Origin of the sequence: Acinetobacter sp. C32I (assembly GCF_023702715.1) — a bacterium.
In the GTDB taxonomy this organism is placed as follows: Bacteria; Pseudomonadota; Gammaproteobacteria; order Pseudomonadales; family Moraxellaceae; genus Acinetobacter.
In genome coordinates, this window is record NZ_CP098480.1 from 469,720 (window position 1) to 488,630 (window position 18,911).

At 40.3% G+C, this 18,911-nt stretch carries 17 protein-coding genes and 1 other RNA gene; 11 read left to right on the forward strand and 7 right to left on the reverse strand.

Translation table 11 applies throughout. The features are described from left to right. The first annotated feature begins 37 nt into the window (after window positions 1-37). Window positions 38-1,909, forward strand: coding sequence for a SurA N-terminal domain-containing protein (locus NDN13_RS02270; protein ID WP_251117015.1), 1,872 nt, complete (start codon window positions 38-40; stop codon window positions 1,907-1,909). A 62-nt stretch (window positions 1,910-1,971) separates the two neighbouring features. On the opposite strand, the gene NDN13_RS02275 is transcribed toward NDN13_RS02270, so the two are convergent. After that, window positions 1,972-2,829: a YbgF trimerization domain-containing protein gene (locus NDN13_RS02275; protein WP_251117016.1), complete on the reverse strand. Its 858-nt coding sequence runs from the start codon at window positions 2,827-2,829 to the stop codon at window positions 1,972-1,974. A gap of 324 nt (window positions 2,830-3,153) precedes the next feature. Between NDN13_RS02275 and ffs the strand changes: the two genes are divergently transcribed. After that, an RNA gene (gene ffs, locus NDN13_RS02280) (signal recognition particle sRNA small type) lies at window positions 3,154-3,250 on the forward strand. A gap of 10 nt (window positions 3,251-3,260) precedes the next feature. Here ffs and NDN13_RS02285 read toward each other — a convergent pair. The 4 genes from NDN13_RS02285 to NDN13_RS02300 form a co-directional block, all read right to left on the reverse strand. Continuing rightward, window positions 3,261-3,743, reverse strand: a complete 483-nt coding sequence (locus tag NDN13_RS02285; RefSeq protein WP_251117017.1) for a regulatory protein RecX — start codon at window positions 3,741-3,743, stop codon at window positions 3,261-3,263. Window positions 3,744-3,785: 42 nt separating this feature from the next. Next, complete coding sequence (recA, locus tag NDN13_RS02290; RefSeq protein ID WP_004652989.1) at window positions 3,786-4,832, reverse strand: recombinase RecA; 1,047 nt, start codon at window positions 4,830-4,832, stop codon at window positions 3,786-3,788. Window positions 4,833-5,001: 169 nt separating this feature from the next. Continuing rightward, on the reverse strand, window positions 5,002-5,430 hold the full coding sequence (locus tag NDN13_RS02295; protein ID WP_251117018.1) for an RNA-binding S4 domain-containing protein: 429 nt from the start codon (window positions 5,428-5,430) through the stop codon (window positions 5,002-5,004). Next, window positions 5,414-6,115 (reverse strand): HAD-IA family hydrolase, encoded by a 702-nt coding sequence (locus NDN13_RS02300; protein WP_251117019.1) that lies wholly within the window; start codon window positions 6,113-6,115, stop codon window positions 5,414-5,416. The genes NDN13_RS02295 and NDN13_RS02300 overlap by 17 nt, the downstream gene beginning before the upstream one ends. A gap of 11 nt (window positions 6,116-6,126) precedes the next feature. Between NDN13_RS02300 and NDN13_RS02305 the strand changes: the two genes are divergently transcribed. Both NDN13_RS02305 and NDN13_RS02310 read left to right on the forward strand, forming a co-directional pair. After that, a complete protein-coding gene (locus NDN13_RS02305) occupies window positions 6,127-6,984 on the forward strand; it encodes a 3'(2'),5'-bisphosphate nucleotidase CysQ family protein (protein ID WP_251117020.1) in 858 nt (285 codons plus the stop codon). Between the two features lie 51 nt (window positions 6,985-7,035). Next, window positions 7,036-7,767 (forward strand): histidine phosphatase family protein, encoded by a 732-nt coding sequence (locus NDN13_RS02310; RefSeq protein ID WP_241272025.1) that lies wholly within the window; start codon window positions 7,036-7,038, stop codon window positions 7,765-7,767. A gap of 147 nt (window positions 7,768-7,914) precedes the next feature. On the opposite strand, the gene NDN13_RS02315 is transcribed toward NDN13_RS02310, so the two are convergent. After that, the gene (locus NDN13_RS02315; protein ID WP_251117021.1) at window positions 7,915-8,331 is read right to left on the reverse strand and encodes a DUF4097 family beta strand repeat-containing protein; all 417 of its coding nucleotides are present in this window, start codon (window positions 8,329-8,331) and stop codon (window positions 7,915-7,917) included. A 317-nt stretch (window positions 8,332-8,648) separates the two neighbouring features. On the opposite strand from NDN13_RS02315, the gene NDN13_RS02320 reads away from it, so the two are divergent. Continuing rightward, window positions 8,649-11,753: a M66 family metalloprotease gene (locus NDN13_RS02320; RefSeq protein WP_251117022.1), complete on the forward strand. Its 3,105-nt coding sequence runs from the start codon at window positions 8,649-8,651 to the stop codon at window positions 11,751-11,753. Between the two features lie 187 nt (window positions 11,754-11,940). Beyond that, window positions 11,941-13,209: a hypothetical protein gene (locus NDN13_RS02325; RefSeq protein WP_251117023.1), complete on the forward strand. Its 1,269-nt coding sequence runs from the start codon at window positions 11,941-11,943 to the stop codon at window positions 13,207-13,209. Between the two features lie 48 nt (window positions 13,210-13,257). Here NDN13_RS02325 and rpsT read toward each other — a convergent pair whose 3' ends face one another. Further along, entirely contained in the window at window positions 13,258-13,524 is a 267-nt protein-coding gene (rpsT, locus tag NDN13_RS02330) for a 30S ribosomal protein S20 (protein WP_004652997.1), read from the reverse strand. Window positions 13,525-13,737: 213 nt separating this feature from the next. Between rpsT and NDN13_RS02335 the strand changes: the two genes are divergently transcribed. The 5 genes from NDN13_RS02335 (at window position 13,738) to NDN13_RS02355 (ending at window position 18,910) form a co-directional block, all read left to right on the forward strand. Beyond that, entirely contained in the window at window positions 13,738-14,403 is a 666-nt protein-coding gene (locus NDN13_RS02335; protein ID WP_251117024.1) for an NAD(P)H-binding protein, read from the forward strand. 12 nt (window positions 14,404-14,415) lie between these two features. Next, on the forward strand, window positions 14,416-14,928 hold the full coding sequence (gene rraA / locus NDN13_RS02340; RefSeq protein ID WP_241304280.1) for a ribonuclease E activity regulator RraA: 513 nt from the start codon (window positions 14,416-14,418) through the stop codon (window positions 14,926-14,928). Between the two features lie 13 nt (window positions 14,929-14,941). Next, window positions 14,942-15,730 carry a glutathione S-transferase N-terminal domain-containing protein gene (locus NDN13_RS02345; protein ID WP_251117025.1) on the forward strand — a complete coding sequence of 263 codons (789 nt, stop codon included), beginning with the start codon at window positions 14,942-14,944 and terminating at the stop codon, window positions 15,728-15,730. 120 nt (window positions 15,731-15,850) lie between these two features. Further along, on the forward strand, window positions 15,851-16,204 hold the full coding sequence (locus NDN13_RS02350; RefSeq protein WP_251117026.1) for a hypothetical protein: 354 nt from the start codon (window positions 15,851-15,853) through the stop codon (window positions 16,202-16,204). 201 nt (window positions 16,205-16,405) lie between these two features. Then, window positions 16,406-18,910, forward strand: a complete 2,505-nt coding sequence (locus NDN13_RS02355; RefSeq protein WP_251117027.1) for an SEL1-like repeat protein — start codon at window positions 16,406-16,408, stop codon at window positions 18,908-18,910. Window position 18,911 lies beyond the last annotated feature (1 nt).

The window sequence follows — 18,911 nt, forward strand, 5'->3', positions numbered from 1 at the left end:
AGTTAAAATTGCCCCGAAATAAAATATTGGAATTCTTATGGAATCGTTTCGTACTCTCATTAAGGGTTGGCTTGGCAAAGTCCTGCTAGTTTTGTTTTTGACCCCTTTAGCACTTGTAGGTATTGAAGGATATTTTAGTGGTAGCAATAAAGCAGACGTTGCGAAATCGGTAAACGGTCAAGATATTTCTAATAAAGAATTAGAAAGTGCAACCAAGAACTATAAAGACCAGTATTTGTCATTGGTCAAAGGTGATGAGTCTCTTTTAAATTTACCTGTGATTCAGGAAAAAGCATTGGATGCACTTGTTGCACGTAGTTTGTTGCAACAGCAAGCTGAAAAGTTGGGTATGACTTTAAGTGATGTACAACTTGAACAAATGTTGGCACAGCAACCGAGTTTCCAGGAAAATGGACAGTTTTCGCAAAAATTATATGAAAACTATTTACGTTCTGTCGGCATGACTAACCAAGCATTAATCGCAAGCTTACGCCAAGACCATGCATTGAAGATGATTTCAACATCTTTGATGGACTATGCGTTGGTCAGTAAGTCAGATGTGCAACAGTTGGCAAATCTGCAAACAGAACAACGTACCTTGCATCTGGCGAGCATCAAGTTAGATGATTATAAAAAAGGCGTAACGGCATCAAATCAAGAAATTACCGATTACTACAACAAGCATAAAACTGAGTTTAAGCAAGTTGCCAGTGTCGATGTTGATTATGTGGTGTTAACTCCTGCATTATTGCCTAAAGCAAATCTTGCAGTGACTGAGGCAGATTTACAGCAGGCTTATACGGCATTTGTGGACAAACAGCAAAAAGATGTTAAGCGTGAAGTGAAGCATATTTTGATTACCACAGATGCACGTGATGATGCAGCTGCTCAGAAACTTGCAAATGAAGTGTATGCAAAAATTCAAGCAGGCGAATCATTTGCTCAGGCTGCAGCGCAATACTCAGAAGACCCGAGTTCTAAAGCAAATGGTGGTCTCGTTGATGCCTATGCACCAGGTGTGTTCTCGGCTGATTTTGATAATGCAGTCACTGCATTGAAAAATGGTCAGATTTCTAAACCTGTCAAAACACAATATGGTTATCACATTATTGAAGCCAATGCACCTGTTGCCAATATCCCGTCGTTTGAAGCTGAAAAAGCACGTTTAATCGCTGAGGTTGAGAAATCGAAAGCAGCGAATTTATTTAGCGATACAGTAAATAACTTAAACGAAATGGTTGTTGGTGGTGATTCTTTAGATGTTGTTGCACAAGAAGTAAAGGGTGTACGTGTTGAATCTGCAAATGGTGTAACACTGACTACTGATAATCCATATTTAAGTGATTTAGGTGTTAAAGCAAAATTGTTTAATGATGATGTGAAGAACGGCGACCGTAATGCATCTTCAAATATTCAATTGGCGAATGGTGATACCATCTGGATTAAAGTTCGCAATTATCATGCAGCGGGCATTAAGCCTTTAGATCAAGCGACTGCTGATGTGAAAGCAAAAGTAATCGAAGCGAAGGCTTATAAAGCTGCTCAAGCAAAAATTGCAACGATTCTTGCAGACTTTAAAACCCAACCTGCAGCACAAGTAGTTGCAAAATCTCAAGTCACTTTTGAAAATGCAGGAACATTTGCACGTTCACAAGGTTTAAAACGTGCGATTGAGCGTGCTGCGTTCAGCATTCCTGCACCAAGTAAAGACGGTTTGTGGTCTGCAACCACAGCGAAACTGCCAAATGAACTTGTGATTGTTGCTGTTTCAAATGTAAATAGTAGTGTTGCAAGCACATTACCTGCTGAGCAGTTGCAAGAGTTGAATAAACTTTATCAACAGTTCCGCGGTCAGCAAGTGTTGGAAGATTATACCGAATACTTGAAATCGCAAGCAAAGATCAAATAAGATTGTTCTAAGCATAAAAAAGCCAGTTTGTAAAAACTGGCTTTTTTATTGGCAACTGTAAATTATTTTTTCTGAATGAATTTGGCTTCTTCAGATTGTGGGTATTGGCTGAGCAACTTACTTCTGTATTGATTTGCCAGAGCCGTGTTTTTATCGACCTCTTTGGCAATACTATATAACTGATAAACCGCACGAGACGCTTTGGCAGAATTTGGATAGCGCGTTGCTACAATATTATAGTTTTGCTTGGCTGCTTTATAGTCAACAGGCTCAACGGCCAAGTAAAATTCAGCTAACCAAAAATATGCATTGCCGACATAAATACCATTGGGGTGATTTTTAATGAAGTTTTGCATGGGTTGAATGGCTTTTTTTGCACCGCCTTGCTTATAGGCATCAAGTGCAACGGTATAGGCTGCTTTTTCTAGCTCGATTTGATTGTTGGTGTTGCTGGTTGTAGCGGTATTGGCTTGTGGTGGTTGCTCTACGGCCGCTACTTGTGGCTTCACCGGTGGGGTCTGTTGCTGTGCTGCGGGTGCTGTTGGTGCAATAACAGGGGTAGTTGTATCTGTGGCCGCGCCTGCCGTAGCTCCTTCTTGAGCTTCAGGGTTATCTTCTGGTGGATCAATTTTTTGGGATAAAAGCTCTAGGCGCTGATCAAGATCAGTATAGCGATTAGTCAGCTCTTTTTTTAATTGTTCAATTGCATTGTCATGTTCTTCAAGCAGACCACGTAACTTGCGAATTTCTTCTTCAAGCTTCTGGTTTTTTTGCATGATTTCCCAGTTTAAACTTGGAGAGCCTGCAACAACATTATTGGCTTGTTGTTGACTTAATGAGCGCGATTCAATTGGAACATTGGCATATAAGTGCGCACTACTGAGCAGGGCAATAAAAAGTACGGAATGCTTTTTTAGCATAAAAATTCATCCATAAGTTGAAAAATAAAGCTGTGGTCGAACAAGTCTTCACTTTTTACTTGCAACACACCAGATATAGATTTTTGATTTAGCCATTAAAACAGCAACTCATTTAAATGCAATAAGCATTTACAATCTTCAAGCACTTTTGCGGGAAATTCCTAGGTTGTTGTTTAATGTTTGTTCGTCTTGAAAGTAAATAGATAACAAATATATAGCAGTTGATGATGAATTAGGCAGTTGAATGCAAAACTCGCTGAAAAACAGCAACAAGTCTTGCAACTCAGGCAAAAATCTCTATACTTTGTCAGGCAATGGTAGCCCTGCTGGTAGCTTCGCAATTGTACTCTACGAACCCCGCCAGGACCGGAAGGTAGCAACGGTAGTAGAACTATGATGTGCCGAAGTCATGCTGGTAGGGTTGCCACCATTTATTCTTCTTCGCTCGTTCGAGCAATCGCTTTCATAATTACCCCCATATCAAAACCACGATACTGTAAAAATCGAATCTGTTTTGCTTTGATTTTTGGGTCAGTTGCGACTTCTTGTCCAAATTTTTTCAGTTTGAGTTGATACGCTTGATTCAGCCAATCGACGTCTTGCAGCTCTTCAGTAATAAGATCACTATCTAGTTGTTTCGCTTTCAAAGCTTGTTTAATACGTTGTAAGCCTTTGCCTTTCCTGAGTTGACTTGCCAGTGTCAGTTCTGCCACGCGTTGATCACTTTGATAATTTTGTTGTGCTAATTCTTCGACCAGCTTTGCGACTTCTTCTGGATTGATTGCATACTGATTGAGCTTGGCGACTAGCTCAGCTTGAGAGTAGTCACGGCGGGTCAGCAGGGCAAAGGCATAAGAGCGTAATCTTGAGCCTGTAAGGGTTTTAGGTTTTTCAGTTTTTTCGGAATTAAACATGCTTTCCTCATTAAAGAAAAACGCCCCGAAGGGCGTTTCAGTTTAGCTTTCTAAGAAATCGGGTTCTTCTTCTTCGATGTCTGTGTTTTCAGCGGGTTTGTTCTTGGTGAGAAGTTGTTCACGAATCAGCTTTTCAATTTCTTGCGCCATTTGTGCATTCTCTTCAAAATGACGAATCACATTATTTTTACCTTGGCCAATTTTATTGCCTTGATATGAATACCAAGCACCGGCTTTTTGTACGATATCTTGTTGAACTGCAAGATCAACCAATTCACCGAGTTGGTTAGTCCCTTTACCATACATGATCTGGAATACCGCTTCTTTGAACGGAGGCGCCATTTTGTTTTTCACAACTTTAACACGTGTTTCATTACCCGTAATTTCGTCGCCTTCTTTTACTTGACCGATACGACGGATATCTAAACGTACAGAAGCATAGAATTTAAGTGCGTTACCGCCAGTTGTAGTTTCTGGGCTACCAAACATGACGCCAATCTTCATACGGATTTGGTTAATGAAAATCACCATACAGTTAGAGCGTTTCGCATTACCTGTGATTTTACGCAGAGCCTGACTCATTAAACGTGCTTGCAAGCCCATATGTGAGTCACCCATTTCGCCTTCAATTTCGGCTTTCGGGGTTAATGCTGCAACAGAGTCGACAACGATTAAATCGATTGCGCCTGAGCGTACCAACATATCCGCAATTTCGAGTGCTTGCTCACCGTGGTCAGGTTGTGAAACCAAAAGGTTATCAATATCTACACCGAGCTTACGTGCGTATTCAGGGTCTAATGCATGTTCGGCATCGATAAAGGCACAGGTACCGCCATTCTTTTGACATTGAGCAATGGCCTGCAATGTCATGGTCGTTTTACCTGATGATTCAGGACCGTAAATTTCAATGATACGGCCTTTAGGTAATCCGCCAATCCCTAATGCGATATCGAGTGTTAAAGAACCCGTAGAAACAGCTTCAACTGCTTGTACGGTGTTATCACCTAAGCGCATGACTGTATTTTTACCAAATTGTTTTTCAATCTGGCTCAACGCAGCTTGTAACGCCTTACTTTTATTATCATCCATCTCAAAACCTCAAAACTTTATTTCTTAACGACTAACCCAAGTGGATGTATTGAATCTCAACTTGTTGGGACTTGAGTATAGTGGCAGATTCTCATTGTTTATTCTACATCTGATCTGTGTCTATGCGACACAAGATGACGCGTCCAGAATTAAAAAATATCCATTCAATCTATTCATCATGATAAGACCAAGATTGGACATTTTCTTGCTTAAAACGATTGATATCACGACGATCTTTTTTACTTGGTCGGTGATCTGGTCGGGCTAGATTATGCAATTTTCGTTGTGATGCATGCAACTCTCTACGCGCAATACTTTCTGCGGTTTCTTCATAAAGTAACTGGGCAGCTGGAGCGCCGCCACGTACAGCAGAAAGTGCTTTCACGACCACGGTTTTTTTCTCGAAACCTTGTTGAATGGTCAACTCCATTCCAATACGGACATCTCTAGACACTTTCACCCGATCGTTGTTGTGGTGAACTTTACCACCTTCAATCGCGGCTTTGGCTATCGAGCGTGTTTTAAAAAAGCGTGCTGCCCAAAGCCATTTATCAATGCGCATGGCTTCCATGCTGTCTGGTTCATGCTGTTTTGGCATCTGTTACCTGTTGGTTGGTTTCAAGATATTCAAAAAGTTCAGTTAAATGATCAAGTGCAGGGTATGCTAGCTCAGTTGCGGCTCTCGCAGCTTTGCTGCTGGAAGGCTGTAATATGCTGAATAACTGTTGAATACCGAAGTCCTCTGCGCCTTTGAGCACAGCAACTGTGTCATCAATAAATACCGCTTGTGCAGGATCAAATGGGTGTAACTGTTGTAGCTTTTGCCAAAAAGCGACTTCTTCTTTGGCATGCCCTAATTCTTCGCTACTGATCATAACTTCAAAGTAGGGGCTCAGTTCTACATTTTCAAGTTTCAGCTGTAAGCCTGCACGATCTGCATTGGTCAGTAACCAACAGCGATAACCTTGGGCATTGAGTTGCTGCAGGAGTTGATGGCAGCCGACGCGAGCACGTATTTTGTCACGGTGCTCGTACTGTAGTTGTAAGACATCAACGCCTACTTTAACCGTCCAGTGCGCCGAAGAATACCAAGATAGTGTATGCTTATGTTGTTGGTAAAATTGAAACAGTGTCTGCTGGCTTTGCTCAAGTGTGCATTGATGGACTTGAGCATGCCGTTCTGGCAAACAATGATTCCAAATAAAATCATCAAAGGCTAAATCGAGTAATGTGCCATCCATGTCAAACATGGCAATCGGCTGCTGTAAATCTAAATATGACATAAGGTTGGTCTATGTTTATTAAAACGCTTGCCCCACAAGATCCGTTAATTTCACAACTTGTTCCAATCATGGCGCAGGCAAGTCAAATATTATTGGAAGAATACCAAAGTTATTGTGCGGGTTGCGAGTTTAATATTCAGGAAAAAAGTGATGATTCACCTGTCACGCAAGCTGATTTAAAGGTAAATCACTTTTTATTAAAGCACTTAGCTACAGTTGCCCCGCAATTACCCGTGTTGTCAGAAGAAAGCGATTATTCTGCACGAGCGGCATGGCAGCGTTGTTGGATGCTTGATCCATTGGATGGAACGAAGGAGTTTATTCATGAGCGTGACGAGTTTACGATTAATCTCAGTTTGATCGAAGATCATCAAACCACGTTTGCAATTATTGCGGTACCGTGTGAGCAGGTGATGTATATTGGTCATACCTCGCAATTACCGTATAAATATAGTTTTAGCCGACAAGAATGGTTCCAATATCAGCTTGAAGAGCATGATATGGCTGCACCATTACAAATTGGTTTAAGCCACAACAGTAAAAATCCAAAATATAAAAACTTTATCGAGCCGATCTTACAAAATCGTAAGGTAGAGCGTCGTGAGGCAGGTAGTGCTTATAAGTTTTGTATGATGCTGGAAGGGGAAATTGATATTTATCCACGCTTCCATCCAACTTCGGAATGGGATACCAGTTCAGGCCAAGCGTTGCTTGAAAGTATTGGTGGTGGGTTGATGACTTTGGATCAGAAACCATTTCTATATAATCAACGTGAAACGGTTTTAAATGGTGGCTTTATCGCTTATCGAGATCAGCATTGCAAAAAAATTGCGTATGATGCGCTCAGTCGTTCTGGCATTTTAGATTGAGACTTATCTGGCTCATGCTATAGTGAGTTAAATTAAAGCCTGTATGTGAATATGACTCTGCATTTATTGCCTAAAAGCATGTTTGAAGCAATTGATTTACTTCCAGATGCTTCTACTCCTGTAACTTTGTTTACACGTCATTCTTTGCGCGAATTGGTGAATGGACAAGGTTTGGCTGGTTATGACCTACAGTTGACTGAGCAGGGCCGCGACTTGGCTTATGCTTGGGGGCAATATTTAATTCAGAATACTGATCGGGCGATTCAGCATTGTATTTCCAGCCCGATTCAGCGTTGTGTCGATACGGCAGCTTTAATGATTGAGGGTGCTGATGAAACGCGTAAAGCTGTCAATACGCATCAAATTGAAATTGTTGAGCAGCGTTTATTGGTTGAACCAGGCAGCTTTGTCTTGGATATCCAGCAGGCGGCGCCTTATTTCCGTAAGCAGGGTGCACTAGGGTTTATTAATAGCTTTGTGAATAATGCTTTACCTGGGATGAAGCATCCAATCACTGGTGTATTTGATGTATTGGAGTTGCTTTATCATACTCATCCGACCCAACAGGGTGGTTTAAGTTTGGCGGTGAGCCATGACACCATTCTTGCAGCAATTATTGCGGTAATCTCAGGCAAAAATCAAATTGAACAAACAGATTGGCCAGAGATGATGGAAGGCCTGTTTGTATGGTTTGAAGGTGATGATTTTGCGGACAGTCAATTAAAATGGATTTGGCGTGGTGAGCGGCAAGCCTTAGAAATAAAACAATTTTTGAATCGCTAGTTCGATCGATCATAGACATGTTGCGTTGAAATATTTAAATAAAATTGAGATTGTGTCTAGGTGGAGAAATAGAATGAGATCGCTGTTGATCTGAATCCAAACCGATCATTTGGATTCAAATATCAGCATGATTGAATTAAAGTCTGATTAACCACATTTCCCAATTTTTTGTCCTTCGATATTACTGAGGTTTGCTTGCAACTTGGTTGAAGCTGAACAGTGAATATTGCCTGAAATAATCGACTTATCTAAACTCAATGTTGTCGCGGCTTGTGCAATATGTATATCACCGCTAACACTTGAGTTAATTAATTTGATTGCTTTTGATTGATTGGCTTGAATGCTGCCTTGAATAGAAGAACTATTTAAAATCAAACTGCCACCTTTCTCGATCTTTACATCGCCTTCAATTGACGAATTGTTGAGTGTGCAATGTGCACCTGCGGGAACGGTGAGATCACTAACGGTGTTGTTCTCAATGGTATTTGTGCAGCTTGCAGCAAAACTGAGACAACTGCATGAAAAAACTGCGACTGCGATGATGAGCTTCCCATTCTTATTCATTTGGCTCTCCAGTTTTTGTAGATTGATTGTTGCTCAAAACTTAAATTTAAATGAATTCTATATGCCTGAAATAGGTAGTTTGAGTGAGGGAAGTGTAGTGCTGGTGGTGGAGCTATGTTCAATTTAGAAATGTAAATAAAATTGAATTAGATTAAAAGTGTAATAAATCCAGTAATTCTTGTTTTTGCGATAAATTAATTTCCCTTCCTGCTATTTAAGTTGCTAGTATATGTAAATACATGATTTATATTAACTTTAACTAATTAACTTAATTTGTCATTAACGATAATTTATCAAGTTTTTCTTGGGGAAGTGTGATGCAATTACAACTTAAACATTTAACGGTCTGTTTACTGTCGATCATGATGGTTGCTTGTGGTGGTGGAGGTTCGGATCATTCGGGCGCCACAACCAATACGGAGCCACCAAAAAATAATAATGAGACTGCGGGAAATGGTAATCTCGTTCCGGGTGATGGAACCAATGAATTACCAGGTGATGGGACGCCTGAGACACCAAATAATGGCTCAGGAACTACTGTGCCAGAACTACCAAATGGCGGTAATACTGGTTCAGGTGGTGTTACACCAGAAGTTCCGAATACTGGCAATAATGGTTCGGGAATTACAACACCAGAAACACCGAATGGCGGTAATACAAGTTCAGGAGGTATTACACCAGAAGTTCCTAATAATGGTTCAGGAACGACAACACCTGAAACCCCAAATGGCGGTAATACTGGTTCAGGTGGCGTTACGCCAGAAGTGCCCAATACTGGCAATAATGGTTCTGGAACTACAACACCTGAAACACCGAGCCAAGGTGGAGGCGGAAATACAGAAACACCGTCTATTCCACCTGTGGTAGAAAAGTATCCAGAACCGCGTAAAAATATAATAGATGAATCGGTGCTTGGTTTTTATGATTACGATAAGCTTGGACTGCCACGTCTACTGCGTAATGATCTAAATGGCAGTTTTGCTGCGATGTTGCAATTTGCACAAAGTCATGTGGTCAATCCTAAAAATAATGAAAAAGACTCAATGCCGCGTCTAACCACAGAAAAAGATGCCTTGTTGTTGGTGACACCATTGGCAGAAATGGGTGATTTACAGAAGCTACAAGTCGAAATTTATCAAGGCAATCAACTACTCAGAACGGTTAAATTGAAAGAGCCGTCAAGAATTGCAGCCTCTGATCAATCCAATACTGATGGGCGTCCGTCTGTGAGTTACTCTAAAAGAGCATGGACGGTTGCCTTAAAATGGAATGAAATTCGTGCCGGTTTACATCTCCGCGTGGTTGATCCACTGAATAATCGTAGCGGTGACTTAACTTCCGACAATATTGATTTAGCAGCACCAGGTGAGCTGGTGGTACAGAATATCCGTTTAGGCTTATTAACGGACCCACCGAAATCGACAGGTCATTATATGTTGCTTGAACCTGCCAAGGCGGGGACAGATTATTTTCAGACTATTCCTGCGGCGCGCATGATCGTGTCCAAATATGAGGATTTAAAGCTGAATAAAGTCATGGTCGCAAGTGGTGTGATCTATGACTCGGTAAGTGCAACCACGGGTGATGTTTATAGTGGTGATATGCGTGAAAATACAGCTAAATCAACCTTCGGTGTGGGAATTAACTTGGCCAACTGGGGGATTACCAGTGCTTCAATGGCGAGTCAAGAACAGCCACAAATTACGCAAAGTGTGGTGGCGCATTATGCACGCGGCAAATATAGCAACGGTGAGGCAACTCATGGTCTAAGTGGCGGGAATGGTATGCTGACCTTGATTGACTCTGTGGGTAATGAGTTTAGTCATGAGATTGGTCATCATTATGGGTTGGGGCATTATCCTGGTTCTGTTGGGGACAATATGTTCTGGGCAGCACATCATGCAGATAGTGGCTGGGGCTATATTGCGTTTAGAAATAAAATGCGCGGTAATCTCAATTGGACGACGACCAACTTAGGGGATGGTGCCAATGGTGTACCGAATTTTCTGAATAAATATGCCTATGGTTGGGATGCGATGTCTGGTGGTGCGACGGCAAGCAGCATTTCTAAATATACTCATTACACCGGCTATAGTACCTATTTAAAAATTCAGCCTGCATTTGATCGTTATGTTTGGGATGCAACTTCTCCAACGGGTTATAAAAAATGGAATGCGATAACTCGTGTGATGGAAGTTGCTCAGCCTAAAACACCAAACTCAAGCAATGTTTGGTATAACCGTGCTGATGGTAATTACCTAAGACCAAAAATGTTTGGTGTGCCAGTCTATACGATTTTGGGGGGATATGATCCAGAGGCGCAGGTCGGCTTGGTTTATCCTGCTGCGAAAGGGAATTGGGGGAATGTATTTGATCTACCACAAGCCAATCCGAATGCAGTAACAGCAAGTTGTTGGCTGAATGTGCAGTTTGCCAGTGCGAGTCAAAATATTGCTTTAGCACCACAACGAATGAACTCGAATAGCAACGCCAATAAATTCCATGTCAACCTTGCGCAAAGTGAAGCACCGCAGCAAGTGAATTTGTATTGTAAAAAGGCCAATCAAGCAGCAGTGCTACTTTCAAGTACATCTATTCCTGTGAGTACAGTGGCTCTAGCACCTGCAGTTGAAATTGGTAAAGAAGCAGAATACTCAGCGCTTAGAGCGATTGAGTTGCCTCAATTAGAGCAGGCTTTAGTCGAGAATAAAGACAAGATAGTTGTAAATCTTTCGACGGATGCAAAGTTACTATTTGATTCATATAGAACCTTTAAAGATCAACTATCACCTGATGCTCAGAATGAGATGGTGCGTTATACCCAGCAGCAAATTAAGCTTTATCGACTTAATCGCTGGATCAATGTATATCGTTCGGATTTGACCAATTTAAATGCCGATGCATTAACTGCATCCCATGCGTTTGTTGAAAAGTTAGAGCTCAAAGGTGATTTGAATTTTGCATCAAGTACCAGTTTATTGAACAGAACCAATTGTCTAAAAGCTGAGAAATTGGCGACTGGTGATTTAAATGCATTTATTAGTGGATCAGCAGGCTGTGTTGGTGATGACTCAGAGAAATGGATTTATGATGCTTTGGGTAAAATTCATAATAAACAATATATAGATCAGTGCTTAACGACTACAGCTGGCAATGTTATCAATCTGACAGCTTGCAGCAGTGCAAGTAGCCAAGTGTGGGAACTTGATACTACTGCGCAGGCGATTAAGCAATCGAATCAGTGCTTTGATTTGGAGGGTGGCTACTTAACCAATAATCGTGCGCGTTTAATTCGCTATCGTTGTACCAGTGGCGCCAATCAAAAATGGACGATTCCGGTCGTAAATAACAGCCTCATTCTTGCTGGTTTGTCTGCAAAGAATTTACCTATTGCAATCAAGGTGTTGGCTGTTAATCCTTAATCAGTTCAAGATTTTATGTGAATGTCATAAATCAATGATATGAAGTCCTTCGGGGCTTCATATTTTTTATGCAGAATATTTTCTTAGAAAGTTGAAAAAAATAATAAAAGTACACTTTTAAAATGTAGAAATTTTCGTCATGATATGAAAATAAAAAGAGAAACTTGACGCATAATTGGATAAAAAGATGTTATTAAACACGATTTACTTATGGGAGCCTGAGGTTTTTACAGGTAAAGTTCCCTCAGAAGATGATTCACACCAAGTTGCTTTTGAACTACATCAACAATATCGCCATATCTCTAGTCATGGTAAAACTTTACAAGCGTGGTTGAACTTATTTAGCAACAAGATTTGTGATCCGCAATACCAATCTTATTTTTCTGAACAGACGCAACAATGGGTACAAGGGATTAAGACCAAGTTTGCTCAAGGATTGTGTGCCAGTGTGCAAGTAGATGTTCTAGCAAATGAAGCACAAAATGATGCGGTCTATCGGGTCTTTTATGAGGCTGCGCAGGAAACAGGAATCGGCTTCTATGAGCCGAATTATAATGTCTGGGCCATAGGAGAACTGCAATCTCCTGAAAATGCGGTGTCTAATATGCTGCAGCCTTATTTACTGGAGCCTTTGCAAATCAAGCAGCTTGAATGCGTTGCTGAACCTGAACCTGTGATGTTGGTGAATGAGTTTCAGACCCCGCAGAATATGCCTGAAGCAGAGCAACTGATTAGTCATTGGTTTGAGCAACAACATTATACCCAAACCCTAAAGCTTGGTGTTTTTAATGTTGCGCATGATTTTATTTCAAATTGGGGTAATATCGGGCGGCCGGAGTTGGCATTGGATACAGGCTATCGTTGCTTTTTACTGACCCAAAAGCAGCTAGGTGTTTTTTATCAACTCAAGATGGTGCTCAGAAAATTAACGGTAAGTCCAATGTTATCTTTTGCGATGGATTTTACCGATCGTTTTATTCCTGATCAATTGCAAGAGCAGCTATCTGAGCGCTTGATTTTTCGTCTACGTTCGATGGATGTACATAAAAATACGGGGCAGAGAAATAATGCAGAGCCGAGTTTTGCATTGATGGGACGTTGGGACACACAAGCAGATATTCAGGATTTCTTTAAAAACTTGGATGCTTATATTAATTTTATTTTTTCAAATCTGGGGCAAGGCCGGTTAGAAGTATTACAGGCATGGGCTTACGGTGATATGCCAACAGATCTTAAAATCGATTTGGATTTTCGTTTTGAGTTAATGATGCTTGCATTAAGCCAAGATCAACCGTATTTGCAACAACGCTATCAATACCATAAGGCCGTATTGATGCAGAATAACGCTCGGGCCAGTGATTTGGGTTTGCTGGAAGAAAGTTATACGTTCTGTCAGAAGTTGAGCAAGATCGTGATGGAGGCGGGGACGGGTTTACAGCCCTATATTCAGAATTAAAGACAATAAAAAAGCCCGAAAAATTCGGGCTTTTTTATATGCTTCAAATTAGTTAGCTAATGCTTTAACTTGAGCGTTTAAGCGGCTCTTATGACGAGCAGCTTTATTTTTGTGGATGATGCCTTTATCAGCCATACGGTCGATAACTGGAACAGCAGTTTTATAAGCTTCTGTAGCAGTAGCATAATCACCAGCAGCGATTGCATTTACAGTACGTTTGATGTAAGTACGAACCATAGAACGCAAGCTTGCGTTGTGTTTACGTGCTTTAACGTTTTGACGAGCACGTTTTTTAGCTTGAGCAGAGTTTGCCACTCGTGCACTCCTTGAAAATAAGTTGGTCTGGGCGGGCTGAAGTTAAAACCAAAACAACATTGGCAACATTCACCAGCCCGTAAACAAGTGCCATATTTTGAGGAAACTAAGCCCCGAAGTCAAGCCTTGTGATACTTTTAAGTACATTTTACAGGTGATAATCGTGCAAGAAAACGTTACATTAGCTTTATTCATGGCTTAGAGCGAATAAAAATGAGAATAGGTGAGAAAAAAGCAATCGTCATCGGTGCGACAGGGTTGGTCGGTCAGGCACTGGTAGATGAGTTACAGCATTCTGAGGATTTCAGTGCGATTACTGTCGTTGTAAGAAAAAATTCAGATACATTAAAAGCTTATAGTAAGGTCACTCAGCTTATTTTAGCCGATTTTCTGCTACTGAATGATGAGGATGTCAGCAGCCATACCCATGCATTTAGTTGTTTGGGAAGCACCATAAAACAAGCTGGATCGAAAGAGGCTTTCTATGCAATTGATTATGAAATCAATGCTCATTTTGCGGATTTGATTCAGGATAAAAATATTCATTTATTGGTGGTGAGTGCGTTGGGAGCGAATGCTAATTCACCAGTTTTCTATAATAAAGTAAAAGGTGAGCTGGAAAATTACCTGAAAAGTTTGTCAATTTATAAGCTATCGATTTTCCAGCCTTCACTTTTAATAGGAAAACGCAGTGAAGTTCGCTTGCTCGAAGATCTGGCACAGACGGCATTTAAGCTGGTCGAAAAAGCGTGGACCAGACCGTTTAAACTTAAACCTGTAACGGCCGAGCAATTGGCGCATACTATGTTGCTTGCGGCACAAACGCAGACAGCTGCATTCAAATGCTATGACAATTTAAGTATACAACAAAGCAAATAATGGAGAATTTCAGTGACAACGATCCCTTTTGTAACCTGTGATTTGTTAGATGATAATCCTGAAAAAGACTTGCAAGTGGTTATCCCGTCATTAGATGGTAAGTTTTTTAAAAGTTATGGTGCACGTAAAACTTTTGGTGGACAGGTAGTTAGCGTCAAATGTTTTGAAGATAACTCTCGGGTAAAAGAGCTGTTGGCAACTGATGGTACTGGTAAAGTCTTGGTTGTTGATGGTGGTGCTTCTATGCGTTGTGCCTTGATGGGAGATTTGATTGCCGAGTCAGCAGTCAAACATCATTGGAATGGTGTGGTGATTTACGGCTGTGTACGTGATGTCGATGCGATTGCAGAACTGGATTTGGGTGTGCATGCATTGGCTGCAATCCCACAAAAAAGTAATCGTAAAGGCATAGGTGAGGTCGATGTTGCCCTGTATTTTGGTGGTGTGACCATCAATTCAGGTGATTATATCTATGCAGATAATAACGGAATTGTGATTGCAAAAGAAAAATTAGTCGATTGCTAAAAAGGATAGCGTTATGTTGAAAATGGTGAACCATCAATTCAAGGTTTTACAATCTGTTGTTGCCAGTGTGATTGAAGGTGGGCGAGGTGTCTCTGGTACACCATTTCCAAATCAACCTGCAAAAGCACTCAAGCTCTATGAATTCGAAGGTTCTCCATTTTGTCGCCGTGTCCGTGAAGTGATTACTTTATTGAATCTGGATGTGGAGATTTATCCGTGTCCAAAAGGTGGTCAGAAATATCGCCAAATCGTGAAAGCAAAAGGTGGCAGAAGACAGTTTCCATTTTTGATTGATGAAAATACAGGTGATCAGTTATATGAATCACAGCAGATTATTCATCATCTATTTAAGCATTATGGGAAAACGGGTCAAACACCGAAAAAGTTTAGTCATTATCCAAAACTACCTTATGTCTCTGCATTGGCGACAATGGCCAATGCAGCGCGTGGTGTCTGGATTAATCAGCAGATTGTTGATCGTCCTGCACCAGCGCAGTTATTGGAGTTATGGAGCTTTGAGGCGAGTCCATATACACGGTTGGTTCGTGAAGTCTTGACGGAATTAGAGCTGCCATACATTCTGCATAATGTGCCTAAAGAACGTTGGCAGGATATGGGGCCTGCAGCTTTACGTTTAAAACCAGGCAAGTATATTCCATTGCCCAATGGCAAACGCGAAAAGGTGGTTGAGGTGATGGGGCGAGATATTCAGGTTCCGTATTTGCTTGATCCGAACACAGGCGTGAAAATGTTTGAATCTGCCAAGATTGTGGAATATTTAAAAACGCAGTACGGAAAATAAATGTTGAGAAAGCATCTTGTAGAAGATGCTTTTTTTATCGGTGGTTGTGATGTGAATGTTGCTTGATTGGTCGTTTTAGCGGTTTAATACCAGTGAAAAGTAGAGTGAAGTGATTGATCGATGTTAAGCCAACTGAGCAACCTATTCAAAAGTTCCAAAGAAACACCTGAACAGTTATTTTTAAAAGAACATGCTTTAGTCTTTGATGCAGAGCAAGGCGCGATTCTAAATGGTGTGGTGTTGAATGGCTTGAGCGTTCGTTTGGAATATTTTTCTAATCGAAAATTAGATCGATTTGATGATTTAGAAAAGCTATTTCGGATTGCACCACAAATTAATGAAAAGATTGACTTGGAATTACATTCACAACATTTTGTTGAGCGATTAGGAAATACAGAAGAAAATTTAAAAGAATTGAAGCAAGCGATTAAAGTATTAAACGACTATTATGTGAAGTTTAAACGAGCGCGATGAGCGTTAAATGGTAGACGATAAGAATGAAGTGATCATATTAAGAGATGATCCCGTTGTTTATCATTTTGTATTTGATTGAAAGTTAATACGAGAAGAACTGCAATTCAACCTATAATTCAAAATGTCGGGTGAGTATCTGCTCGGTATTTCTCTTGAAATTTCATATTTAAATGTATAAAGATAATGACTTAGGGTAGCTAAATGGCGCATCGTATTTATTTATATAATGTTGATCATAATAAACAAAATGCTTATTCAGGATATTTAGGCGAGTGGAAATATGAAATTCCGCAGCTGTTACTGCCTTTGTTTTTTATACAGCCGACACGTAAAGGACATTTACTTTACTTTGATCGTGTGAGAGGCGTTGCCTATTTACAACGCTTTTATGACTTATTGAGTGAAACCTATCAGTTGAACAGTCAAGCTGATTTTGTCGAGGCTCGGCAGACCATGTTTGATGTGTTGCAAAGCTTGCCTTATGAGCAGTTTGAAATGGATGCAACTGATGTTTTTAACATGAATGAGGAAAGCCATCGTCTACAAGCTCAGGACTGGGTTGAAGAAATATTAGAAAAAAAATTCTTGTATGATCAAGCGATAGAATTAAGAGATTTATCTGTTTTAAATCCAATATTGGCCAGAAGTGGTTATGAAAGCTTTCTCGAGATTTTACAGACAGATTGGATTCAGTGGGGACTTGGTTATTGGGAGGCATGGCTTTACCGAGATGCAACCGAAAGTTTTGAAGAAAACGGTCTATGGGGGTTAAAGAACCGTAAAGGAGAGACGGTTCTTACACCACAATTTAGTCAGATTTCAGCATTCAATGAGGATGGAATCGCGATATTTGCGTGCAATGGACGATATGGTTATCTCAATCATTATGGAAAGATCATACTTGATGCCCAATTCGCTAATGCAGATGATAGTTTTCAGCTTGAAGGTAAAAATTATGCTGTGGTTCATCCACTGGAAACTTCGGAGCAACAAGGGGTCATGTGTCTAGATAACGGAGAATGGATGATTCCTGCCTGCTATGATGGCATTGAACAGCTCCTTTATTCTGATATTTTTAATGTGCTACAACATGGTAAATATTGGCTTTTTAATCTTCAGCATCAACTGGTTATTGCTGAATCTTCGGGCAGTCCCTTTGAGCAACATTATTTAAATGAACAGAACACACTTTATTCTTATGAGCTAGCAGGAACAACAAAGAGACGATATTTTCTGAGTAATGGAACTGATTTAGGCGAGTTTCTTGAAGATGTACTACAACCGCTTAGTCATGGTTATTTGTGGATTAAGCCAAATAAATTTCAACGTAAGATTTCTATATTAAAACCAGATGGTGGGTTATTGCTTGACGATGTAGATCAATTAAAAGACTGGTCTGCCTATGGTTATATGAGCTTTGCTTATCGTAAACAAAATAAATGGTTTCTATACCAAACTCAAACGCATGAGTTTTTGCTGCAACAGGGGGTAGATAAACTGATTGACGGTAATTATTTAAATGATCTTAATGATATTTATCCGTTGGGAGAAGCTGGGCAATATGGGGTGTATGATGCAGCGCTGCAGAAATGGTTAATTCCTCTTTCTGATCAATTTGCACGTATAGAGCACATCAGTCATGGATTTTTTCGGTGCATGACTGCAACTGGGCACTATTATTATGATGCTAAACAAAAGTATTTAAGTGAAAGTTTTGATTATATTGCGCCTGCAATCCTTCATTATGATCCAGCATTTGGGCAATTAACTTTATTTAAAGATCTTAAATTATTCTTTATAAATCAGCAAAGACAACTAGAACAAGCTCAACCAAATCAAATCGGTCAATTTTATTTGCAGCGTTTTCATTTTCAAGGCAAAGATTTACGGTTCTTTGAACAGTTCTACCTACGTTGGAAGGCCGCACTCGGTGATCAGTATTTTAATCATTTGGAGATTAGTACTTTGTCTAAAATCGCTCAATATTTTGAGGAACATCAAGGTATGGAGCAAGCAGTTCAATATTATCAGGCTGCCATAGATCGGGGCGATAGCGGGAGTATGGTTGCTTTAGGATTGATTTATGACAACGGTGATGGTGTCGAGCAAGATTATGTGCGGGCGCTGAACTATTATCAGCAAGCAGCGCAATTGGGCAATGCGTGGGGGTGGAATAATCTGGGGTGTATGTATTTAAAAGGACAGGGTGTTGAAGCAAATATCCAACAAGCAACTGAGTGTTTCAAGCAGAGTGCACAGTTAGGAAATGGTCAAGCCTGTAAAAATTTAGCAGGCCTGTATTATGACGGCGTTGAGGTCGACCAAGATTTAGAGCAAGCACAGGACTACTACCAGCGTGCCGAACAGCAATTATATTTCTGTGGGGAACAACTCGCCGATATTTATTATAGAAAGGCGGCCTATGATCAAGTGGCTAAATTGATCAAACGAGATAAAACAGATGACTATACTGCAATTTATTATGCGCTGATGTATGAAGCTGGGCATCAGTTTAAGCAGAATATTAAAAAGGCAATCTTATATTTTGAAAAAGCATTAGATTATGCAGATTATCATTATGCATTGAAGCAGCTACTTTTTTATTATGGTAAATCAGAGCAATTTAAAAATTCTGAAAAATATAAACATTGGAAAAATTATATTGAAAGTAATGCAATACAACTCGATGAGTCTACATTTGACTAAA